Source organism: Lysinibacillus zambalensis (assembly GCF_040183165.1).
GTDB classification, from domain to species: domain Bacteria; phylum Bacillota; class Bacilli; order Bacillales_A; family Planococcaceae; genus Lysinibacillus; species Lysinibacillus zambalensis.
The window spans coordinates 427161-451606 of record NZ_JBEGDG010000002.1; the positions used below are offsets into that span (position 1 = coordinate 427161).

The 24446-nt window shown below is 35.8% G+C and carries 22 protein-coding genes; 6 read left to right on the plus strand and 16 right to left on the minus strand.

What is annotated here, in order from left to right; all coding sequences use genetic code 11:
* Positions 1–10 precede the first annotated feature (10 nt).
* Together ABNX05_RS05105 and ABNX05_RS05110 are read left to right on the plus strand one after the other, a co-directional pair.
* Complete coding sequence (locus tag ABNX05_RS05105) at positions 11–1438, plus strand: LutB/LldF family L-lactate oxidation iron-sulfur protein (protein WP_349658735.1); 1428 nt, start codon at positions 11–13, stop codon at positions 1436–1438.
* Complete coding sequence (locus ABNX05_RS05110) at positions 1438–2154, plus strand: LutC/YkgG family protein (protein WP_349658860.1); 717 nt, start codon at positions 1438–1440, stop codon at positions 2152–2154. The genes ABNX05_RS05105 and ABNX05_RS05110 overlap by 1 nt, the downstream gene beginning before the upstream one ends.
* 86 nt (positions 2155–2240) lie before the next feature.
* Here ABNX05_RS05110 and ABNX05_RS05115 read toward each other — a convergent pair whose 3' ends face one another.
* Entirely contained in the window at positions 2241–3527 is a 1287-nt protein-coding gene (locus ABNX05_RS05115) for an MFS transporter (protein WP_349658736.1), read from the minus strand.
* A gap of 149 nt (positions 3528–3676) precedes the next feature.
* Between ABNX05_RS05115 and ABNX05_RS05120 the strand changes: the two genes are divergently transcribed.
* Positions 3677–4927: a helix-turn-helix domain-containing protein gene (locus tag ABNX05_RS05120; protein WP_349658737.1), complete on the plus strand. Its 1251-nt coding sequence runs from the start codon at positions 3677–3679 to the stop codon at positions 4925–4927.
* Positions 4928–4970: 43 nt separating this feature from the next.
* Here the strand turns inward: ABNX05_RS05120 and ABNX05_RS05125 are convergent, their stop codons facing one another.
* On the minus strand, positions 4971–6875 hold the full coding sequence (locus ABNX05_RS05125; RefSeq protein WP_349658738.1) for an endonuclease MutS2: 1905 nt from the start codon (positions 6873–6875) through the stop codon (positions 4971–4973).
* 710 nt (positions 6876–7585) lie between these two features.
* Here ABNX05_RS05125 and ABNX05_RS05130 point away from each other — a divergent pair.
* Positions 7586–8488, plus strand: coding sequence for a LysR family transcriptional regulator (locus ABNX05_RS05130; RefSeq protein ID WP_349658739.1), 903 nt, complete (start codon positions 7586–7588; stop codon positions 8486–8488).
* A 135-nt stretch (positions 8489–8623) separates the two neighbouring features.
* On the opposite strand, the gene ABNX05_RS05135 is transcribed toward ABNX05_RS05130, so the two are convergent.
* The 4 genes from ABNX05_RS05135 to ABNX05_RS05150 form a co-directional block, all read right to left on the minus strand.
* A complete protein-coding gene (locus ABNX05_RS05135; RefSeq protein ID WP_349658740.1) occupies positions 8624–8773 on the minus strand; it encodes a hypothetical protein in 150 nt (49 codons plus the stop codon).
* Between the two features lie 40 nt (positions 8774–8813).
* A complete protein-coding gene (locus tag ABNX05_RS05140) occupies positions 8814–10034 on the minus strand; it encodes an amidohydrolase (RefSeq protein WP_349658741.1) in 1221 nt (406 codons plus the stop codon).
* Between the two features lie 24 nt (positions 10035–10058).
* On the minus strand, positions 10059–11291 hold the full coding sequence (locus ABNX05_RS05145; protein WP_432760121.1) for an amidohydrolase: 1233 nt from the start codon (positions 11289–11291) through the stop codon (positions 10059–10061).
* 520 nt (positions 11292–11811) lie between these two features.
* Positions 11812–11949, minus strand: coding sequence for a hypothetical protein (locus tag ABNX05_RS05150; protein ID WP_349658743.1), 138 nt, complete (start codon positions 11947–11949; stop codon positions 11812–11814).
* Between the two features lie 1026 nt (positions 11950–12975).
* On the opposite strand from ABNX05_RS05150, the gene ABNX05_RS05155 reads away from it, so the two are divergent.
* Positions 12976–13374 carry a GNAT family N-acetyltransferase gene (locus tag ABNX05_RS05155; RefSeq protein WP_349658744.1) on the plus strand — a complete coding sequence of 133 codons (399 nt, stop codon included), beginning with the start codon at positions 12976–12978 and terminating at the stop codon, positions 13372–13374.
* A 539-nt stretch (positions 13375–13913) separates the two neighbouring features.
* Here ABNX05_RS05155 and rarD read toward each other — a convergent pair.
* The 9 genes from rarD to ABNX05_RS05200 all read right to left on the minus strand — a co-directional run bounded on the left by rarD (position 13914) and on the right by ABNX05_RS05200 (position 22000).
* The gene (gene rarD, locus ABNX05_RS05160) at positions 13914–14819 is read right to left on the minus strand and encodes an EamA family transporter RarD (protein ID WP_349658745.1); all 906 of its coding nucleotides are present in this window, start codon (positions 14817–14819) and stop codon (positions 13914–13916) included.
* 131 nt (positions 14820–14950) lie between these two features.
* On the minus strand, positions 14951–15487 hold the full coding sequence (locus tag ABNX05_RS05165; RefSeq protein ID WP_349658746.1) for a hypothetical protein: 537 nt from the start codon (positions 15485–15487) through the stop codon (positions 14951–14953).
* A gap of 173 nt (positions 15488–15660) precedes the next feature.
* On the minus strand, positions 15661–16830 hold the full coding sequence (locus tag ABNX05_RS05170; RefSeq protein ID WP_349658747.1) for a toxic anion resistance protein: 1170 nt from the start codon (positions 16828–16830) through the stop codon (positions 15661–15663).
* A gap of 337 nt (positions 16831–17167) precedes the next feature.
* Positions 17168–18409, minus strand: a complete 1242-nt coding sequence (locus ABNX05_RS05175) for an ABC transporter permease (RefSeq protein ID WP_349658748.1) — start codon at positions 18407–18409, stop codon at positions 17168–17170.
* On the minus strand, positions 18396–19301 hold the full coding sequence (locus ABNX05_RS05180) for an ABC transporter ATP-binding protein (protein WP_197144072.1): 906 nt from the start codon (positions 19299–19301) through the stop codon (positions 18396–18398). Before ABNX05_RS05180 ends, ABNX05_RS05175 begins: the two co-directional genes overlap by 14 nt.
* An 11-nt stretch (positions 19302–19312) precedes the next feature.
* On the minus strand, positions 19313–19843 hold the full coding sequence (locus ABNX05_RS05185; RefSeq protein ID WP_349658749.1) for a DUF2812 domain-containing protein: 531 nt from the start codon (positions 19841–19843) through the stop codon (positions 19313–19315).
* A 220-nt stretch (positions 19844–20063) separates the two neighbouring features.
* Positions 20064–20600, minus strand: a complete 537-nt coding sequence (locus tag ABNX05_RS05190; RefSeq protein WP_349658750.1) for a DUF2812 domain-containing protein — start codon at positions 20598–20600, stop codon at positions 20064–20066.
* Complete coding sequence (locus ABNX05_RS05195) at positions 20593–20916, minus strand: PadR family transcriptional regulator (protein WP_349658751.1); 324 nt, start codon at positions 20914–20916, stop codon at positions 20593–20595. Before ABNX05_RS05195 ends, ABNX05_RS05190 begins: the two co-directional genes overlap by 8 nt.
* Before the next feature lie 511 nt (positions 20917–21427).
* Positions 21428–22000: a TetR/AcrR family transcriptional regulator gene (locus ABNX05_RS05200; protein ID WP_349658752.1), complete on the minus strand. Its 573-nt coding sequence runs from the start codon at positions 21998–22000 to the stop codon at positions 21428–21430.
* A 197-nt stretch (positions 22001–22197) separates the two neighbouring features.
* Between ABNX05_RS05200 and ABNX05_RS05205 the strand changes: the two genes are divergently transcribed.
* On the plus strand, positions 22198–22956 hold the full coding sequence (locus ABNX05_RS05205) for an SDR family oxidoreductase (protein ID WP_349658753.1): 759 nt from the start codon (positions 22198–22200) through the stop codon (positions 22954–22956).
* Positions 22957–23014: 58 nt separating this feature from the next.
* On the opposite strand, the gene brnQ is transcribed toward ABNX05_RS05205, so the two are convergent.
* Entirely contained in the window at positions 23015–24364 is a 1350-nt protein-coding gene (gene brnQ / locus ABNX05_RS05210) for a branched-chain amino acid transport system II carrier protein (protein WP_349658754.1), read from the minus strand.
* Between the last annotated feature and the right edge of the window lie 82 nt (positions 24365–24446).

The window sequence follows — 24446 nt, forward strand, 5'->3', positions numbered from 1 at the left end:
GGGTAAAAAAATGTCCATGAAAACAAGTGATGATCGCTTTAATCATCGAGTATCGAAAGAATTAGAAAATACTTTTATGCGCGGAGCAGTGTCAAGCGCACAGGAACGCTTTCAAACACGTCGGCTAAAACAAGCTGATGAGCTCGGACATTGGGAGGAATGGCGTTCTCACGGAGAAGAAATTCGAAAGAATGTACTTGCGAATTTAGATTACTACTTGTATCAGCTAAGTGAAAATGTCTCTAAAAGAGGTGGACATGTTTACTTTGCGCAAACAGCAAAAGAAGCGACGGACTATATTCAAAGTATCGCTAAAAAGAACAAGGCTGCTAAGATTGTGAAATCAAAATCTATGGTGACGGAGGAAATTGATTTAAACGCTGCTTTAGAAGAGCTCGGTTGTGAAGTCATTGAAACAGATCTTGGAGAATACATTTTGCAAGTAGATGATCACGAGCCCCCCTCTCACATCGTTGCCCCAGCTTTGCATAAAAATAAGGAACAGATTCGTGATATTTTCAAAGAAAAACAAGGCTATGCGAAAAGTGAAAAGCCTGAGGAAATGGCTTTATATGTACGTGAAAAATTAAGGAATGAATATTTAACAGCAGATATAGGCATTACAGGCTGTAACTTTGCTATTGCAGAGAGCGGATCAATTACACTCGTGACGAATGAAGGGAATGCAGATCTAGTGACAGCCTTGCCCAAAACGCAAATTACGGTAATGGGGATGGAGAGAATTGTTCCTACATTTGAAGAGATGGAAGTGCTAGTAAGCTTATTAACAAGAAGTGCAGTTGGGCAAAAGTTAACAAGCTATATTACAACATTAACAGGGATCAAAGATGAAGGTGATACAGATGGACCAGAGGAATTCCATTTAGTCATCGTTGATAATGGGCGTTCTAATATTTTAGGCAGTGAGTTCCAGCCTATATTACAATGTATTCGCTGTGCAGCCTGTGTGAATGCTTGTCCTGTTTATCGTCATGTTGGTGGGCATTCTTATGGTTCTATCTATTCTGGGCCAGTAGGTGTCGTTCTTTCGCCATTATTAGGTGGCTATGAAGATTTTAAAGAGTTACCATATGCCTCCACATTATGTGGCGCCTGCACGGATGCTTGCCCTGTTAAAATACCGTTACATCAGCTTATTCATAGACATCGTCAAGTAATTGTTGAAAACGAAGGTAAAGCTCCTGTATCAGAAAAGCTATTAATGAAGGCCTTTGGTTTAGGTGCTTCCTCCCCTACCTTATATAAAATGGCGACAAAAATGGCTTCACCAGCAATGGCCCCTTTTACTAAAGATCAAAAAATCTCAAATGGTCCAGGCCCACTAAAAGCATGGACGGAAGCAAGAGATTTTCCAGCACCAAATAAAGATAATTTCCGTGACTGGTTTAAACACCGCCAAAAAGGAGGCGATGAATGATGGCAGGTACTATTGAAAATAGAGATGTATTTTTATCAAAAATTGCAAAACAGCTTGGGCGTGAGCCAAAAACAGAAATGGAGCGACCGACATGGCAATATCAACCTCAAGATCGTGTCCTAAAAGAAGCGACAAAAGATGAGTTAGTAGAGTTTTTAGTTGAACAATGCAAAAATATTCATACGGATATTGTCCTTACAAATACAGCAAATCTTCCAGTAGACTTACAAAAAGTAATTGAGAATTATGGAAGTCAATCTGTTATAACATGGAAAGACGAACGTTTTAAGGGCTTTGGTCTATCATCACTAATGACCGAGCAATGGCCTCAAGCAAATATTCAACTGTACGAATGGGATTCGGAGCAACCACAGGAAAATATTCGACAGGCTGAAAAAGCTAATATCGGCATTACGATTAGTGAAATAACATTAGCAGAATCAGGGACTGCTGTACTTTTTAGTAGTAAGGATAAAGGTAGATCTGTCAGCTTTTTACCCGAGAACTCTATTATTTTAATTCCGAAAAGTACGATTGTTCCACGGATGACGCAAGCAGCCCGCTTAATTAGTGAAAAAGTCAGAAATGGCGAGCAAATTGCCTCCTGTATCAACTTTATAACAGGACCAAGTAATTCAGCAGATATCGAAATGATTCTTATTGTTGGTGTACATGGACCCATGAAAGCTACTTATATTGTGATTGAGGATCAGTAAATCTTGTTGAATGAAGAAAACCAGGCATACTTCACATTGTGAAGAGATGCCTGGTTTTCTTCTAATGATATATGCAAAGCGATACATTAATTTGTTACGCTTTCAGTTACTACCTTTTGTTCATAAAACTCTGGATGTGCTTCTTTTAAGACAGATGTTCGTAGCATAACTAGTGCTATCGTTACGATAATTGCACTTGTGACAAGTAAAATAACCGTTGCCGGGAAAGTATCGTACAAGATACCGTAAACAACCATACCGATCGGCATCATTGACATTGCCATTGTTTCCATTAATCCTAATACACGTCCGCGGTATTCTTCTGAAATTAGCTTTTGCATATAAACCATAATCGGCATGTTAATTCCCATCTCAAAAATAGCGAAAATAAAGTAAATTACAATATAAAAGATAACCATCGTTAAATACGATAAATTCGTTATTAATGGAACAATCGCCAACCCTAAACTGCTAGCCAACAGTATTAGGCTGAATTTAGAAAAACGTAGTGGGGCCTTTACCTCTGCCCGTGTTGCAAAATAGACGGAAGCAATAAGCATACCAACTGCGCCTGATGCCTCTACAAAACCAAAATGAGTTGCTTTTACTTTTAATAATTCAATAATAATGTAAGTCCCCCCTACAACGATGGCAGAGAAGAACAAATTAATCCATAACGAAACCCACATAATTGTTTTTATTACTCTTTGTTGCTTAATATATCGAAAGCCACTAGTAAGCCCAGCCCACATATTTTCCTTCTCTTCCATTTTTCCCCTTGTACTATACAGAGTAAAATTCATTGTGGCTTCTAAGCAAAACGTAATCACATATGCCACCATATGTACAAGTAAAAATGCCTCCATGGAGAAAAATCCATACATCATTCCACCGATTACTGGTCCTCCAATTGCTGCGATGGACACTGACATTTGATTAAATGACATTGCTTTTTGTAGACGTTCTGGATCTACTAGTGTTGCGATTGAAGAAGTAAATGTTACACCCGAAAAGGCAGAGCAAATTGTATTAAAAACTGTAGCAATATAAATAGCATACACCGACAAACCGACCATTTCTGTATAAAGTAGTAACCCAGCAACGGTCAAAATTGTACCTGATTGCGCTATTAAAATTGTGCGTTTCTTTGAATAATTATCAGCTACATAACCAGCCAGAGGCGCGACCAATGCACGAGGTAAAATGGAACAGATCATCGTTGTCGCAAAACTCATCGCTGACCCTGTCAGTGCCAAAATATATAAACCTATTCCAAATGATAAAACATGAGACCCTAACTGCGAGATCATTTTGCTGGCTGTAAATGTCCATAAATGATACGTTGCCTTTTTATACTTTTGCGCTTCATTCATCTAAAATCCCTCCATATTTTTAATTAGGTTAAAAAGTTTAATTTGATTAAACAAAATATAACATAGCTACCACTTTTCACGCAAGCAAAAGTTTAATATAATTAAACAAAATAATATTACTCACTTTTAACGAAAAAGGAGGCGCGGCAATGGACTCTTTAGGCACGCGAATTCGTAAATTAAGGAAGGAACAAAAATTAACATTAGAGGCACTTGCCGGTGATCGTCTAACAAAGGGCATGTTAAGCCAAATTGAAAATGATAAGGCCAAGCCTTCGATGGAAAGTCTTGATTATATAGCGGAACGTTTAGGCGTCAAAGCAAGTGAATTACTTGAACAAGTAACCCCCTCTTCCATACGTCAACTTTTAGAGCAGGTGGAAATTTTATTTGCTGAATTAAAACTTGGTAATACAAATAATGTACAGCAAATCGTAGAGATGATTAAGCCTTATATAGAAGATCTTTCGCTTAGTTATGAGGCAGGGCGTTTACTGTATATATATGCAGCAGCACAACATCATGCGAGATTAACGACATGGGCATCACCGCTTCAACAAGCACGCATTATGTTTAAAGAAATTAATTTACTAAGCCATTGGTTTGAAACTTATATATTAGAGTTGGGCATATTATCGGAAGAAAGAAACTACAAAATGGCTTATTCTTGTATTTTGCAGGCAAAAGAAGAGGCTGAGCAGGAAAATTACCAATTAGATTCGCGAGATACTGTGAAAATGGCTTACTATATTAGCGTTTTTCAGTTAGCAATTGGTGAATATGAAGAAGGAAAACAGCTCATTTATGAGACCATTACCGATGCACATAAAAATCAATTTTACTCTTATATAGATGATATGTATCGTATTGGGGCTTTTTGTGCCATGATTGACCATGATTTTGAGCAAGTAGAGCATATGCTGAAGAAGCTTGAGCAGTATCGGATTTTTGTCGAACAAGTGGATGTCGACGCTTTTATATTTGGATTACGTGCACATTACTATAACAGTTACACTCACGATTATAAGCAGGCACTAGAGGAAATAGAACGTTTTGGAATACTTATGCATGAGGGCTCAATAAAACTAGATAAAAACTTTTACTATTCAGAAAAAGGGAAATCCTTGTATTTGCTGGGTCAATATGAAGAAGCTAAGGAAGCATTTGAACATTTCACAAATGTTCCCCCATTCATCTTACATCCATTTGACATATTAAGCTTAAATGAGTGTTTTTCCTATAAAGCGCTTTGCTATGCACATTTCGGTGAATTAACAACTGCCTACGAAATCGCCAAAATGGCTTATACGGATTCTCAAGATTTAATCGATCTACCTTATAAACAAAAAATTGAAGAAACTTATTTTTCAATTAAAGCACAAATAAATTCGGTTCAATAAATATTTAGGGATTACACTTTGATATATGTGCAATCCCTATTTTTTAGCTCAATTTATTATTTCTAATTTCCTTCTGTATTTTGCGAAGGGCTTTTTTCGAACCGCGCTCTATATCATGCTGAAGCTTCCGATCTTTATAGTCCACAAACAATGTCTCTACATCGTATCCTTCTGGGTATAATTCTGTTGCTGGTAGTTCTAATGCCAAGCGTTTAACATTTACTTTTATGAATTCTCCTTCATAGAACACGGCAACATTAAAGAAATTATCCATTTCTTCATAAACGATTCCAACGTCATCATGATCTAACAGATTTACTCGATCTCCCTTTTTAAATCCATACTTTCCTGTTGTCCTCACATTTTCAATCTTTGGCTTCCGTATTTTACTGTCACTTACGCGTTTTAAATGATAATCCTTACTGTCAATATAGCCTTTAGCTCTTTGTAATACTGTTTCACGTATATTCATTTTCTTAGAAATCCATAGAGCATTACTCTCTCCAGATGTTCCGATCATTAATTTATACAACGGTTCCAATGTTTCACTATTAAAACGCATAGCCGCATTCATAAAATCACTATGCATTTCAGAGAAACGCTTAATTTCTCCATAATGAGTAGTTGCCACTGTAATACAGCCCATATGATAGAACTCCTCCAAGATGGAAATGGCCAGCGCTGCTCCTTCATTTGGTTCCGTACCGCTACCTATTTCATCAAACAGCAAAAGAGTATTATTATTGGATGCCCTCATAATATCCGAAAGGTTTTTCATATGGGATGAAAACGTACTAAGTGCATTTTCAATACTTTGATTATCACCAATGTCTACAAAAACATGATCGAATATAGCTATTTCAGTCCCTTTATCTGCAACAATATGGAAGCCTGACATTGTAGCCAATGTTAATAAGCCAATGGTTTTTAGGACAACTGTTTTTCCGCCAGCATTCGGCCCTGTAATGATTAGGCTACGATAGTCTTTACCAATTTCGAAATGAAGTGGCACCGCCTCACCTGTTAACAGTGGATGCTTACAATTGACGAGCTTTATATAGCCAACATCGTTTAAGCTTGGCTCAACACCTCCAATATGCTTGCTAAACTTGGCTTTAGCAAACACCATATCATATTGGCTAATTAACTCCATGTTGATGTTGATTTCACGGATATGTTCCATCAGGAGCCCCGATAATGTCGCCAAAATCTGATATTCCTCCACCGCTTCCTCTGCCTTCAAAGTGGCCAATTCCACATTTAATTTAGAGACAACACTTGGCTCCATAAAGACCGTAGCACCTTTTGATGAAATCTCTACTATCGTTCCTTGCACATGGTTTTTATAAGAAGCCTTAATAGGAATCGTGTATCGATCATCCTTCTTACTTATAAAAAATTCCTGGATATATGTTTTATTTGCACTGCTATTCAAAAATTTAGTTAAACGGTCTTTAATTTTTTCCTCTGTTGTTTCGATATGATTTCGGATACGCTTTAATTCTCTACTAGCAGCTGAATCGACACGATTTGCTTTAATCGCAAAATTTATCTCCTCTTCCACACTTTTAAATTCAGACATCGAATTAGCATAGGATGCAAGTACGGGTGCAAAAAACTCCTTTTCCAGCATAAATTTTTTAATTTTTCTACAGCCTCTTAAAAAATCTGAGATGCTAACTAATTCACTTGGGTCTAAAATGATCCCCTTTTCAAGCTTTTGAATAGTATTGTCAATATTGGATACCCCTAAAAACGGGACATGACCTTCCGCATCTAAAATTGCTCGTGCCTCAGTCGTTTCATTCAAACGATTTTTAACAACTGTCAAATTTGGGCTCGGTGTTAATTTATCTAATAACTGTTTACCTAATCCACTGACACAGTATGATTTAACGATATCCTTCAATTCATTGTATTGTAACTTCTCAAAAGTAGTATGATTCATTGTTAATGTCTCCTCACTATGATTTTCTAGAATCATTCATGAAGATACCTACTCATTAGATAGCAATGATTTTTATATTCAGTTAAAAAGACAAAAAAAGCTGCGGGAGAACCCACAGCTTTTACATTACAAGGCATGTGTAAAAAGCATCATGAAAAAGACTTCATCCACATGAAGTTTAGTCAGTGCATTACACGCTTTATAAAGTATTGTAGGTATCTTCATAGGTATCGAAATAAATCCACGACTAAATAAAGGGTGATATACTGACATAAATCCCCTGGCGTCTTTAAATTTATTTCATTAAGTTGTTCCTATTTAAAACCTACCGCACTCATCAAAAGCACCTCTCATAAATTATCATTGTTATCTAATTTGTCATCATCTTACTATATGCTGGTAAAAAAGTAAAGGTACTTATGTTTAATGTGATTTATTTAAAAAAAACAACCCTTTTTATCATTTTGTTTAACAGTAATTGGATATATATTGCAAACAACCCTTTTCCCTTTACCAAGATATTAATTCTATAAGTATTACGATGATCGATCAACAATGAGACCATTACTTAATATGCATCACGGTTTAAAGCTCTTTTGGAAAATTTCTTTTCATCTAAAATTATGATATTTTAGAATATAGTATATAAAAAACATTAATATAATTAATATTACTTAAGTTTTTCATATGAGAAGGTGGTTTTTTCATATATGGATATTAGACAGCTGCGATATTTTATAGCAATTGTAGAAGAAAGAAAAATTTCTGCTGCCGCTGAAAGGCTTCATATCTCCCAGCCTCCGCTAAGCCAGCAACTGAAAACAATGGAAAATGAATTAGGAACGAAATTAATAGAGAGAACTGGGAAATTTTTAGAAATTACAGAAGCCGGAAGGGCCTTATATAAGTACGCGCTACAAATGACTCAGTTAATGGAAGAAGCCAGAATGGAGGTAAAAGAAGTCGGAAACGGGGAAAGCGGAAGACTAACGATAGGTATCAATACTTTTTCGGTAACCGGATTACAAGACTTACTTCACCAATTTCACATAAAATATCCTAAGGTTACATATACAATTCAACAAAATGAGTCATCTCATCTTTGTCAATTAGTGAGAGACAGGATTGTAGAGCTGGCGATTATTCGATTACCCCTCGAGTTAGATGATTTTTCAGCTATTCACCTTTATACAGAACCTTTTTACTTTATTACTTCAAATAAAAAGCAGCCTTTTAATCATCAGATTATGCTTACTGACATTCAAAACTACCCGCTGATATTACCGAGTACAGAAGGATTAGGAGTGCATTATATGATTTTGGAAGCATTTGCGAAAGCTCAACTACATCCGAATATTATTGCCGAGTGCTCTGATATCTCCCTATTATTAGATTTAGTTGCTTGTAACTTTGGGGAGGCTATTGTTCCGGAAACCGTCATTAAACAATACAAAAACTACAATATCCAAGCTTTCAAAATTACAGATACAGAACTTTCTGCATCCACGGGCTTGATATGGCTGAAGGAACATCATCTATCAAAAACCGCTCAAAACTTTACAAAACTGTTAACGAGGCACCATCAGCAAAACACGGATTTACAGGGGCAATGATATTCTAACATTCAAAATCCCAATCTCTCATAAGTCATAATTGAGAAATTGGGATTTATTTATTCAACTATATGGCCCTTTCATGTTAAAGAACACTGATCGATTATAGTAGAATTAAAAGATTGACCTCAATCTTTAATACTGAATCACATTTTTCGATGCTATATTTGTTACCAAAATCTCAATAAAAACAATCACACTATTTATCATTAAATAATAGCCCATTTGCATGCCATCAAACATTGCAAAAGCACCTAAAAGGGAGACCACTAACAAACTACACATTTAGTAGGTCCTCCAGAAGAAGTCCCAAAGATTTTCTTCCCTATATTTCTCCCGCAACTACATTACCTTTAAACATCGTAGCAGTTCTATTGGATCTTCTAGCAATAGCCTCTGCAGAGCAAGAGGCTTCAACAAAGACAATGTTTGCTTCGTCTCCGACTCTTGGCCAAATCTGATTGCCTTCATTGTTCAACGTAGTTTTCCCGTCAGTTATAAATCCAAGTGTTTGTGACAATGAACGTTCATCAGCCCACCCTGAAATTTCTGCCAAACGACTAACACGCTCCAAAATGTCTCCGTTTCCAAATGGGGACCAGACATCGAAAATATTATCGCATCCAACAGAAACTTGGACTCCTTTCTTGTGCAATAAGCCTATAGGTGGAAATTCCCTTCCAATTGGCACGCTAGTAATGATAGAAATACCTGCATCAGCCAAAATTTCAGCCATTTCTTCTGCATGTGCCTTTGAGATTTCCCCAAGTCCAAATGCATGACTGATTGCTACTTTACCTTGCAAACCTGCTTCTTTCGTTAATGCTGCCAATCTTTTCATAGTATAGACACCGAGGTGATCCGGATCATGTAAATGTAGGTCGATTCCCGCACCCCCTTCAATAGCAAGGTCAACCATATCATGTAATGATTTTTCGATATTACCATCAACTGTAGCTGGATCGACTCCTCCTACCAACGTTGCTCCCTGACGTAGACTTTCCCTTACTAAATCATGTGCCTTTGTACGTAACAAACCGTGTTGCGGGAAGGCAACAATTTCATATGATAATTTACCTTCAAATGTTTGTAATGCTTTTTGGACCTCTTCTAAATTTTTTAATCCAACCTCTGGATATATGTCCACATGGGTACGAACGTGTGTTACCCCAGCGTTCAAGTATATATCCAGTAATTTTTCTGCCCGTTCTTGCGTGGTTATTTTTAGAGAAGAGAGTATTTTTTTCTCGATTTCGAGTCGTTCATAAATATGATTAACTGGCGTTACTGCACGCCATTCATCACCAAGCAATGTTTTATCTAAATGACAATGTTTTTCGGTAAAAGATGGTAGAAGTAACAACTGTTTTACATCCTTTTGTGGGAAATCGTCTGAAATTGTTTCATTAGCAGAGATAATTTTCGCGATTTTCCCATCCTGGATTAACAGGTGGCGGCAATCTGTCTTTGTGCCGATTACCATATCGCTTTCTATTTGGTATTTACTCTCTACTAGTGCGTTTGTTAGCCAAAATGTTTTATCCATATTATCTACCCTTTCTTATGTAAATCATGAAAGTTTGTCTGTAACAAAATTTCCAGCAAACACTACTGCCTTTCTGTTTGCTCTCCTTGCAACTGCTTCAGCTGAACAACTTGCATCAACTAAAACGAAATCAGCATTGTCACCGACTTTTGGCCAAGCAAGTTCCCCTTCTTTATTTAACGGGGTTATGCCACCGGTAATATACCGAAGCGTTTGTCCTAGTGAGCGTTCATCGCTTAAACCGAAGCGCTCTGCCAATGTTCCTGCCTTTTCTAAGCTGTCTCCTTTTCCAAAAGGAGACCAGTGATCCATAACGCTGTCAACGCCAAGAGACACATTGACACCTTTCTCTTGAAGTAATGGGATTGGTATTGTATGACCAATTGGAACGGAAGATGCAATTGAAATTCCTTGTTTGGCTAGTAGTTCAGCCACTTCGCTTACTTCCGCACGTGATATATCTGCAAATGCCAATGCATGACTAATTGTGACTCTACCTTGCCATCCAGCTTCTTGTGTTAGAGCTGCAAGCCGTTTAAAGGTAAAGATACCTAGATGACCACCATCATGTAAATGTAGATCAATATCTGCATTTGCTTCAACAGCAAGCTCCATTACAGTTTGCAAAGATTTTTCAAGATCTCCGTCAATGGTTGCTGGGTCGACACCACCTACAAGAGAAGCCCCATTGCGCAGGGCTTCTCTAACAAGTTGAACGGAGTCACTACGCAATAATCCATGTTGTGGGAAAGCAACGATTTCAACTGTAGCTTTTTCTTTATAAGCTTCCACAGCTCGTACAGTTGCCTCAAGATTTTTTAAGCCAATGACTGGGTCGACATTACAATGTGCACGAATATGAGTTGACCCTTTACTAGTTAGCAAGTTCAGTAACTTTTCAGCCCTTTCTGTGGCAACAGGAAGTAGTTTTGGAAGCAATAGTTCTTCCTCCTCCAGACGAGTGAAAATTCCCTTCATCGGAATGGAGGGTGCTTTCCATGGTCCGCCATAGTAGGTTTTGTCAAGATGTACATGCATATCTCTAAAGGAAGGCAACATCAAATAGTTTTTTGCGTCCTTCACAGGGAAAATTGTTTCTAAGGGCTTGTCCACCGAAACAATATCTGTTATTTTTCCTGCTGTAACTTGAACGTGAAAGCTTTCCGTTTCAGTACCTGTAACTGTACCATCTAGATATTGGTAGCCGGTCTCCAATTGAACATTCTTTAACCAATATGTTTTATCTGTCAATTCCATTTCCTCCTCGCTTGTTACTGCGCGTTTATTTATTTAATTCATTCCAGTGTTGGTATTCTTTGATGTCGTCTTTATGTGATGCTGTTCCCTCTTTTATTGATAATGTTATCATTGTATAAAATATATTAAAAATATTAAAAAAATTACTTTTCGTTAGGTTTTTGATATATCGGAAGATAAAAATCACAATCATATGCGTTTTGGAGAAATCTTTCGGCAGTTTTTGGGAAGTATTTTATACGATATTCCTATCAATTTGCCTTATCTGTTCGGGGCATGCATGCTACATGTTAGTAGCTTCATATCGTTAAGAAGTAAAAATGGGTCAATTAATCCAAGAACATAAGGTTTTGATTGTCACTAAGTGATAGGTTATTATCTAATGGTTCCTTTTTTTGAAAAAGTAAAACGGTTCTAAGCTTAAAGTATTAAATTGAAAAATCAATAATTTGGGAATGTTTTTTTAGGGAGTTAAGTTCTGTCAGGTACACTCAATTTACATCGGCGAAATCAAAAATAATTATTGAATTAGAAGATGGAAAAATGTTTTAGAAAGTAAATCAACACCTTTACTCGGATTGACAATAGCATTATCACCGTGCAGTACAAGTGACAACGCAAATGAACCAAAGAAAGAAACAAAATAGATCTGTATCAAGTTGAATATGAGGAAGTTCCATTAATCGATCCCGCCCTATAGTTGAAGATTTCAAAATATAAAAAGTGACGACGCATACATACGTTTAGACTGAAGTAAACTATATTATAAAAACACAAATGATTTTTTGTGCTTTATTAAGTTTTATTTGACTCTTCAATTGGAGTTGGATAATTACAGGATAAGGTACGAATTAATAAAAAAAGAAGGAGAGATACGATGTTCGATCAAGTTGCGTATTTTATTTTTCAAGCCCTAGTAATTCTAACGGTTTTGGTTGTTGTGATTGGACTCCCTCTTGGGGATACACTGTTAAGAAAAAAATAAGACTGCATCTAGTTAATTATTATTGGTAATATATTATCTGCATAATTTTATTCATTTAAGTCGATAGTGCAACAGTGCTCCAAATACCACTAAAACACTGCTAGGCCTTACTTTTGAAGAAAGTGCATAAAAACATGTATAAATAAGGTTCACAAAGAAAGCCACGAAATGTTGATAGTACAACCTTCGATGGCTTTTGTGGCGTTTTCAAACTTTTATTTCTTTTGCTACGAAATACAATTCTTTACTTTCATTGTTCATATTTTGCCGCCCTCATAATTTTTGGTAAAGAGTATAATTTGTACATTGTATACTTGGTCTCCGTTAGGATAAAAGGCGAACCCTTTTTCGCCATGATCATTTGCAATATACTCCTATAATTTGTAAGAAGGTATGATACAATTAAATTTACAAAATTAAACAAACAGTCCATTTTGCGGAACAAGGATTAGAAATTTTTAAAAAAAGAATTAGCATTGGTGAATACTTTGTATACCCTATTTTAAGAATTATGGAAATGATATTAGGAATGTTTTAGGATGTGTGAAAATAGCTTTTCATAGGAGAGGAGATAAAAAAATGATTGAATTACGAAAAATAACCGGGGATAACATAGATGAAGTAATAGCACTTGAAGTGGGAGAAAACCAGAAAGATTTTATACAAACTACTAACCTCAGAAGCTTTTGAGACGCTCATATGTTGAACGCAGACGGGATACCAGCGACTCCCATTGCCATTTATGCCGATGGAGTTGCGGTTGGATTTTTGATGTATATTTATACGTTGGATCATGAATCATTTGAAAATGAAGTTTTTTACGGGAAGAAGAGCTATTTTATTTGGCATATTATGATTGATATGAGTTACCAAGGGAAAGGATATGGCAAACTTGCTTTTGAAAAAATGTTGATGGATATTGAAACTATGCCAAATGGAGAAGCAGAATATGTAACCCTCTTTTATCGAACAAGTAATGTCATAGCTAAAACATTATACGCTTCATTTGGTTTCGTAGATACAGGAATCATTCAGGATAATTCGATGCTGGCGATTAAATATCTAGATGGGAAAATAACAGAATCCTTAGTAGAATAGGATCTCTCGGAAAGAAATGAAAGCTATCAACGTCTCGACCCATAATAACACAAATATCCAGAAGAAAAAAACGATTTTGTTAACTCTGTCCTAGCACAAATATACTATCTAATCGGGCTCGATTGTTTTAAAATTACAAGTTCGTTGTAAATCCTCATAAATCTGAAGCTCCCTCAACATAATGTCCAGTTTTATCTGTAGGCATCTCCTTTTAATAAAGATATAAAAACTTATGTGTAAGTTTTCGACAATTGAACAATTGATCTCCTTATTCTTCATACTTTCTTATTTCCTACACAATCTGGCCCGATTGATGAACACAAGTTAAACAACATTCTGCTCGACCATTCTTCATTTTTAATAATCTCTATTGATAGTTTCTATTTGTGTGAAATGCTAGGATACTATCCCAATTCTATAGAAACATTGAATGGCAAAAAGCTCTTTACCTCCCCTCATATTGCAGGGACTTTTCTAAAAACAAAAACAGTAGTACAATCCAAAGGCAAGGTTTGTACTACTAACATTCGTGTATTTAATTATGCAGATTTATGATGAGCCCTTCTCACTTCAATGATTTTCGATCCTGAAAACAGTAGTAAGGCAGCCCAAATAATGCTAAATGCCAAAAGCTCTATTTGACTAAACGGTTCCTTAAAAAGTACGATCCCTATAACTAACGTAATCGTTGGCGATACGTATTGAATAAAGCCTAATAAATAGAGTGGAATATTTTGTGCACCTTTCGCAAATAAAATTAACGGTACTGCTGTCACGATACCACTTACAATCATGAGGATGTCTGTTTTCACATCAACATGTAAAAAAGAGGCATGATTCGTTGTAAAGAGGTAAACATAATAGCCTAATGCAAACGGTAAAATAAATAACGTTTCTATGGCTAGACCTCTTGTCGCATCAAGCTTAATTTTCTTTTTCAGAACACCATAAATTGCGAAGGATATAGCAATAAGAAGTGCAACCCATGGGATTGATCCATAATTTATCGTTAAAATAATTACAGCAATAAAGGCAATTCCGGTAGCCACCCATTGCGCACGATTAAGTGCTTCTTTAAAGAAAATAACCCCTAAAATAACTGACAGTAAAGGATTAATATAATAGCCTAAGCTCGTTTCAATTAAGTGATTATGGTTAACTGCCCAAATATATAAATACCAGTTCATCGAAATAACAAATGAAGCTCCAGCAAGCTGCCAAAAATGCTTTTGGTGCGACCACAAATATTTTAAGTCTGCGAGAAGATCCTTGCGCATTCCAAATACTATTACTGCTAGTACCGTAAAGACAAAGGACCAAATGACGCGCGATAATAAAATTTCCATACTCGGTACATGTTCAAGTAGTTTCCAATAAAGCGGAAATGCACCCCAAAAAGCATAGGCGAAAAATGCTGCTAGAACTCCTTTTTTCTCATTTGACATTGCCTCTAACTCTCCTACTCCATATGAATCTATACGACTTTGCGTATTATACCATTAAAAGAATAGACTTATTATAGGACTTTGAGTGGAAACTGTAAATGCCCAATTTTAATAAATTGACATGTATATTGTTACTTTTTTATTTCAGATTCAAGCTCAGAAATATATTTGCGCACCGTACTATAACTAATATCAGGATTAATTTGACGTTTAATACGAATATGAATCTCTTTAATACCGACACCTTGCTCTCGCATATCGCGAATCATACATTTTAAAGGACCTGACAATGATTCCTTTGACAGCGCAGTATATTTACTTAATTCAATTAGTAGCTCTGTATTTTGTCGGCGAATCTCCTTGAGCTCTTCTACGACGCAATTATATTCTGTTAACTTTTTTTGTAAGACGGCGTTTTGCTTCTTTATTTTTTGCATGTCTTCCACAAGCTCTAAATTTTGTTTCTTTAAAATTTTCCTCTCTTGCTCTAAGATTGTGTGCTTTTCATCTAAATCTATATGCAAGGCATTGAACAGTTCTTCTATATGCGTTAATTCATGGTAGCGACTTTTTATTACGAGCATTAGTTTTTCTGTCGTATTAATCGCAAGTGCTCCATCATTTAAAGACTCACAAGATAATAAAGTTGGATTCATTTTGCTCATCATCTTTTCTTTCTCCATGATTGATTGTTTTATATAATCGAATTTCAGTGTTTAGCATCTTTCCTCTTCCTTTTCTCTGATAATGATTCTCATTTACTTTATCATAATGAGGAATTTCAATTTTGTCAAAAAATAAAAAAACTTCTTGCAAGATAAGATTGCAAGAAGCTTTACATTTACATTTTTTTCAGTTTTTCATATTCAAGTTGTAAACGTTCAATACGTTTACGGCCTTCCTCACGATTTCTTGCTGTTTCTGCTTGAATTTGCTTCGTTTCTTGAATACCTGACATAATTGTTTGCCAAGTTGTTTCAATTGTTTCGATTTTAATGCTCGGGCTACCAGCCGCACGTGCGATATTAACGCTATTTTTACTAATATTTTCTGCATTTTTGACAAGCATTTCATTTGTACGACGGTCTAATTCACTCATTGAATCAGAAATTAGTTTTTGGCGCTTTAACGTCACCGCATGAATAAGCCCTTGCTTGAATATAGGAATTGTCGTCACAAATGCAGAGTTAATTTTAGCAATTAAATGGTTATTACCTTGCTGCATTAATCGAATTTGTGGAGCAGACTGGAATGATACTTGTTGTGCCATTTCTAAATCATAACGACGTTGTTCTAGTAAATCAACGGCACGTACCATCGTTTCATATTCCATTGCTGCTAATTGATCGCCAGTTTGTGCTTTTTGCTCTAGTGCTGGTAATGATGAACGCACTTCATCTGTTTTCACTTCAATTGCTGCTATAAATTTACTTAGCGTTTGGAAATAGTTTAAGTTTTGATCATATAAATTCTCAAGATCAATAGTATTTCGCTTCATTTCACCTTCGTATTTTTGAACCTCACGGAAAATAACGTCAACTTCTTTATTCATGCTGTCATATTTGGATAGAAACTTTTCTAATTGTTCCTTTCCTTTACTGAACAGCTTCGTAAGGAAGCCTCCTTTTTGTTCCTCCGCAAAATCTTGAGGATCAAATTTATCCATAATTCTATTTAAATTATTTAATAATACACTTGATTCCTCAAGCTTACTTGTTTTCATCGTTGCTAGCATTTTATCTGAAAAGGTAGAAATACCATTCGCTGTTTCTTTTCCAAGTTCTAGCATAGCAATTTGATCTTTCTCATCAATTTTTTGTGCTAATGCATGAACCTCAGGATCTTGCTTAAGCGCAAGTTGATTTTGAGCAATTTGTGATAGCTCTTGCTCTGAAACAAGCACTGGTTTTTGTGCTTGCTCCGCCTGTAATAATGGATTAGGTTGTAATAATGGATTTTCTGATGCGAATGGATCCTTTGATTTCAATAGGTCGTTGTCAAATTCAGACATAAAGTTTTACCCCCTGCGATTTATCTCTTTTACTTACATACGTTTCCAAGCTAAAAAAGTTTCATTTTAGTCAAGCATCTGCAAAATAAGAGTCACTAAATGTAGGAAAACCCTCGAGATGCTCTAGTTGATTTTCTTATGTGGCAAGGCGTTAAATAGGTGATTATTTAATAAAGATTCAATCCTTGCTTGAGAAAACAATACTTCACTCTCTACTACAAATTATAGCTTGTTTCATTCAGAAATTCGACTGAATCCACGAAATACTTTACATCGTTTTCTAGTATTTACATATTTGCACTAAAAAAGCAGCTACTAAATGTAGCTGCTTTCACCATCATGTTGTCACTTTTAGTACGGTCTTAATTTTTTGAATAACGCCACCTGAACTATAAGTTAGCACACTGCGTTTATAGAATGAAATACTGAATAAGTAAGCCACAATAATTGTCGCTATTAAAATACCTAATGATAAAAGTGGTACCATCACTCCTATATCAGTAGCCCCGATACGCATCGGCATGATCATTCCAGACGTAAATGGAATATAAGAGAATATCTTAATGATCATTGTATCCGGATTCCCCATTCCCGATAACATAACATAGAAACCAATTAATGTAATCATCATGGCTGGCATTAATACTTGACCTGCCTCTTCAACTTTAGACACTAAAGAACCGAATAGTGCGCCAACAATTAAATAAAGAATAATTGTTAATAGTAAGAATAGCACAGCATATATGACATAACCAATAGATAATTCACTAACGATACTAGCTGCCATATCCCAAATAACGCCGTTCTTCGCAAATTTCGCATAGATTAGGAAGACAACTATAATAATACCCATCTGTGTTAATGCGAGTAATAATACACCAGCAATTTTTGCTTTAAAATGGGTAGCTGGTTTAACACTTACTAGTAGCATCTCCATTGCACGTGAACCTTTTTCAGTCGCAATTTCCGTTGTAATCATAGATAGGAATGTAGAAATAAAGAAATAAATTAAAATACCTACTGCATAAGATACAAATTGTCCCGATTGTTTTTCTTCTTCGCTTTTACCACCTGTAGACTCTGTATTTAAGTTTTTATCAGTAATAATCGTTTTGGCATCCATAATTTGTGCTGCTTGGTCTGGTGTTAATGATAACTGTTGTACAGCATAATTTTGGCCAGCAAGTTGCAATATCGAATTTATCGCACCTTGATCATTTAATTTCAACGGTGTGAAAGTGGTAATTTCAGCATGTAGCTGTCCATCTTGATCTGTTATTTTAACGATTGCATCTAGCTTTTCGTCTTTGACCTTTTTCTCTAGCTCCGATATATTCGATTCATTTTGTATAAATTCCATATCACCATTCGATACAAAGAGACTACTTAAATCAGCTGTTGTTTCATTGACGATTGCAATTTGTTGCGCTTGATCATCACCTGTAAAAAGCTCTTTAATATCTGACCAGAAAACTGCAACGGACATCCCGAGTATATAAATGACGGTCATTACTACAAAGGATTTTGATTTTATTTTTGATGTGTAAAGCTGTTTCATTAATAAATTAAACTTCGACAACGTTGCCACCTACCTTATCTTTAAAGATCTCATCTAACGATAAATAATCTAAGCTGAATTTTTCTATATATTTACCATTGGAAAGCTTCTCGAAAATACTTTGTGCATAGCTCTCATCCTCTAGAGTAAGCACAGTTTGCTCTTTCTCCACTCGGACATCTTTGACTCCTTCTAGTGTCAACAATTGAGTTGTCGACCATTCTGTACGTACTGCTAATCTCGTTTTTCCGTATTGTTTCTTTAAATCTAGTAAACTACCTGAAAATAGAGAGACTCCACGTTTTAATAGACAAAGATGATCACATAGCTCCTCTACATTATCCATCTGGTGACTAGAGAACAAAATCGTTGTGCCCTGTTCTTTTAAATGTAATATTGCATCTTTCAGTAAATCTTTATTCACAGGATCCAGTCCACTGAATGGTTCGTCTAGTATTAAGAACTGCGGTTTATGAATAAAGCTAGCAATCAGTTGTACTTTTTGCTGATTCCCTTTTGACAACGTTTCAGCCTTATCTTTTCGTCTTTCTTCGAGCTCAAATCGATTAATCCAATAATCAATCTCCTTCTTTAACTCCGACTTCTTCATGCCACGTAGCTCGCCGAAAAAGTAAAGCTGATCCTCTACCTTCATCGTCGGAAAAATGCCTCGTTCCTCTGGTAAATAGCCAAGTACATCACGGTTAATGGCATTAACGGGTTTGCCATCCCATGTGATCGTACCAGCCGTTGTCTCTTGTAAATCTAGTATCATTCGGAACGTCGTTGTTTTACCAGCTCCGTTTTGTCCAATCAGGCCAAAAATCTCCCCTTTTTCAATCGTAAAGTTTAGATTATCGACTGCTGTGAAATCTTTGTATTTCTTTGTGACACGCTCTAATTGTAATGTCATTCTTTTTCCTCCTACGCTTCAAATATATGTAATTCTCTTTGCAGTCCTTTTTTACGTCTTTCAACCTTCAAAATTTGTGTACACATTATTATTACGACTACAAAATTTATAGATGATACTCCCGTGGTTAAGATTATTTCTGTTGATTCACCAAGTAAAATATAAAGATTGATAAATCCAATTAATAAATTAAGAAATGTTGCAGCAATAAAAAGGCGGCTTATTAATGTTAAATATTTTATTTTCGAAGAACTATCTGAAAATAATTCAAATGGACCTTCTGATTTCTTTTTTCGGTAATAAGCCCATACTCCAAATTTTGAAACAAACTCAATATTCATCGTCTCTAAAAAATCAAAGTAGTCCTGCTTTTTACCTTTGACTAGTTCATTGCGATATATGTATTGACCAGGTTCCCCTTTTTCAAAAATAAAGTATCCCACCATTGTACGCTTTAGATGCCAACCTTGTGCTGCCATATCATTAACCCATGCTTCTTCCTTTTCATAATCAAGAAAAAAACGATACACTCTTTTTCTCACAAAATTCCACCTCCCATCTAAATCTTACAAAATTGATGTGAACTCTTGGTTAAATATGCGCTTTGATAATAGCCGTAATAACGTAGCATTTTCTTTGTTTAATTATTTAATTTTTCTGATTTCCCGGAAAATAATTTCTAAGCAGATATTCATCCCATTCTTATAAACTTTTCATCCAGCTTGGCAAATAGACAACCAGACTTTTTAGTTATTTCCTATACTAATCTGTATACAGATCCAAATCCTTCTTTAATTTATGGCGCACATGCATAAGTTTTAATAATGGAATTGAAAATAATACGACTACAAGAATATTAGTGATATTCATTGATAATTTAATCCAGTCTATTGCCTGTGCTGAAAAAATTCCACTCAGTCCAATTACAGCTAGAACCAAATTTAGGAGGATGAGTGATAGTAGCACTGAAATTTTTTGAGACAGCTTACTAATTTTATTTTTCTTATCAGAGTAAAGTTCAAAAGGACCATCATTTGCTGACTTTCTAAAGAATACGAAATGACCAGAACGATCTACCTGTTCAATTCCCGAGGAATTTAGAAATTCTAAGTATTCGTCTTCATATGAGGTACCAAATCGCTCCAATTCATCATGCCGATAAATATAGCTACCTGGTTCCCCACGCTCGAACGTAAAACGTATCCAAGTAAACTTTTTCAAATGCCAACCTTGGTTTGCCATATCGTTAACCCATCTCTCAATATCATAAGGGTTAACAACCAATCGATATTTATCCATTCGTTCCATCATCCTTTGTTATACGGATACCATTGTCAAAAAGTTCCCTTAATCTCAAAATTTCATATTCAATGACTTTTTTTCCACTTTTAGTAATGATGTATTCCTTTTTTCGACCGTCACCACCTAGCGCTTCAATCCATCCTCGTTCGAGTAATGTTTTGATTGCTCCATAAATCGTACCCGCTCCAAGGCGGACTCGACCATTACTCATTTCCTCTACCAGTTGCATGATGCCGTAACCATGCCTAGCATCAAATAACGCTAATAAAATATAATAAACGCCCTCTGTTAAAGGCGGATGCTCTTGCGTCATACGAATCCCCCTTTTATATCGCCTAACAATATATCGTCAGCTGATACATTTAGAATATATCAGCTGACGATATAGTTGTCAATGTTATTTTTTCCATAAAAAGTTATTAACACACTTAGTGTAGTACTATTAGGTTGTTTTGATTCACTTTTAGTAATATTCTTGGATACCCGAATATTTAAGTAGTTATTGATTACTGTAACATTGGCCATTTCTACTATCGTCATAGCTTTAAAAAGATCAAAAGTAAAAAGCAAAAGTGAGCAAATTTCCCCCACTACTGTTCAATAATATTGTTAAAAAAGCGATGTACTAACTCAACATTAGTACATCGCTTTTTTAATAAAATCATAAAACAGTGAAGATACCTTTGCTAAGATGCGGTACTTTAAATAAAGGTGCTTTCCGTTCCAGGCAATCTCTTTCCCGTGGGTGAGAGTCGAGCCACCACCTTCTCTTATATTGTTGCTGTCGGAACGGAAATCACTCCCTCGGTTTGCCGATGAGTCCTTTAATACTTTTCACCAATCCGCAAAATAGCAGCAAGTTGTTTATTTAAGGTACCTACGCTGTCCTCAAAATCTTGGCGATACCATTGAATGATTAGGCCGATGATTGCATTTGCTTGATACGCACTATAATATTCAATGGATATCTCATCATGTATTTCATTATGGATTGTGATATCCCTTTTTAGCAAAGAGAAAATTCCATCAAATAACATATAATAGTAGGTAAGCGGTACATTTTTAGAAAAAACAATGCGATAAAACATTTTAAAGCGCTCAATATGATGAAAAATACGAATAGTATTTGGATCTATTTGATTTTTATCCATTGTTGTTACTGCACGGTACGGTTCCTCGTAGGAATTATTCAAATCCTCCATAATTTCCTGAAAGTATTCCTCAAATAGCCCTTCCTTTTGCTCATAGTGCAAGTAGAAGGTACCTCTATTCACCTTTGCCATCCGACAAATTTCTGCAATGGTAATGTTCTCTAAAGGCTTCTTACTCAGTAATGTTAGTAAAGCATTATGTAATGCTTGCTTCGTTTTGACAACTCGTAAATCGTTAGCGCTCAAATAATTTATCCCCTTATTAAACAGATTTTTTATATATGTTGATTACTGAACAGTTTATAGTATTTTGCATATTGAAATCGCTTACAAAGCTATTATATTATTTTAATGAACACATGTTCAATATCTAACATAATATATCCTAGAAATCACTGGGACAAACGCTGGTGAAAGAACATAATTTATAGGAGGTTTTTGTGATGAGATTAGAAGGTAAAGTAGCAATCGTAACAGGTGCTGCGTCAGGTATGGGTAAAGCTATTGCAGAGGGTTATGCGAAAGAGGGAGCAAAGGTCGTAGTTTCTGATTTAAATATAGAAGGTGCACAAGCTGTTGTCGAAGGCATCAAAGCTGCAGGTGGCTCAGCATTCGCCATTCAAACAAATGTTGCATCAACAGAAGATTTACAACGCTTATTTGATGAAACAAAAAATGCTTATGGCAAATTAGATATTTTAGTGAATAATGCGGGTATTATGGATGGAATGGAGCCAATTGGTGAAGTTTCTGATGAGCGTTGGGACAAAGTGTTCGCGGTAAATACAACTGCTGTTATGCGTTCAATGCGTATGGCGACAGAAATTTTCCTTGCTCAAGGACATGGTGTATTTGTCAATAATATTTCTGCTGGCGGTCTCTATGGTGCTCGTGCTGGAGCTGCTTACACTGCTTCTAAGCATGCCGTTGTTGGGCTAACAAAAAACACAGCATTTATGTATGCAGATAAAAATATTCGCTGCAATGGGATCGCTCCAGGTGCAGTGATAACAAACATTGCTTCTACAATGACAAACGTGAGCCAAACAGGTGCAGCTCGCCAATCACTAGGTATGGCCATCAACCCACGAGCTGGACAACCTGAGGAAATTGCTCAGCTTGCTATTTTCCTTGGCTCAGATGAAGCAAGTTTTGTCAATGGACAAGTAATTGCTGTTGATGGTGGCTGGACAGCTTACTAAGATTCAACATAAGAGAAAGCACGCACATGTAAAATTCATTGTGCGTGCTTTCTCTCATTTAAAATTCCTTTTTATGATTTCTTACTGGGAATAAGCATCCAATAAATGCCCCAATTAACGCTGGTAATATCCACCCTAAGCCTATGTCGTAAAATGGTAAAAGGTTCGAATAAGTTTTCTCAATTGCATCAAAAATAGTTAGCTTCGCCGACGGAATGCTATCTACTAATGCTTTATAGCCATCAATGACACTAATAAAAATTGTGAAAATCATAGCAACCGCATATACCGGTTGTTTATTTTTAAATAGTGATGAGCATAATGCAAGGACAATTAAGACAATTGCTATTGGATAGAGGAACATCAGCACTGGAATGGCAAACTTAATAATATTCGTTAATCCGAAGTTGGCAATTGTAAATGACATAACACACAAGATTAATACAAACCATTTATAGCTAATTTTCGGAAATACTTCATGGAAAAATTCACTACAAGATGTGATTAAGCCAATACTTGTCTTTAAACAAGCAAGGACAATAATAACTGCTAATAAAATAGCCCCGAATGATCCAAAATAGTGATCTGCCACTGCGGCAAAAATTAAACCACCGTTATCAAATGTACCAACAGCTTCCACACTCGACGCTCCCATATACGTGATTAAACCGTATATTAACATCATTAAAGCCATGGCAAAAATACCAGATTTCCACGTTGCTTTAGCAATTTCTTTTCTTTCCGTTATTCCTGCGCTTTTAATTGCATTAATGACGACAATACCAAAAGCTAGTGAAGCTAACGCATCCATTGTGTTATAGCCTTCTTTAAAGCCTGTCATAAATGCTGAATCAATATAATCCCCCAGAGGCTGTTGGAAATGCCCCATCGGTTTTACAATACTAATTATAATTAAAATAAATAACACAATTAGAAATGCTGGTGTTAAATATTTTCCGATATAATCCATAATTTTCGCTGGATTCAATGAGAAATAATAAACGATGGCAAAAAATACAAAGCTAAATAAAGCGAGTAAAAGTGTTGTATGTTCAGCTTGTATATATGGTTCAAAGCCAACTACAAAAGGAACTGTCGCTGTACGAGGAATCGCAAAAAAAGGACCAATCGTTAAATAGAGAGCTAATGAAAAGATGATACCGAATAATGGATGAACGCGGCTCGCTAAGTCACGCAAACCGTTACTACCTGACAAACCAATAGCTAAAATACCTAGAAAAGGTAAACCGATAGCTGTTACTAAAAATCCAATTAAGCCAAGCCAAAAGTTAGTCCCAGCTAATTGTCCAAGCTGAATTGGAAAGATAAGATTCCCTGCTCCAAAATACAGTCCGAAAAGCATCGTACCGATGACTGCATATGTTGAAAAAGGTATTTTCTGTTGCATTTTGATGAACTCCTTAGATGTATTTAACTATTGCGAACAATTTAAATGAAGAGATTTTTCACTATAATTCCACTATATTAAC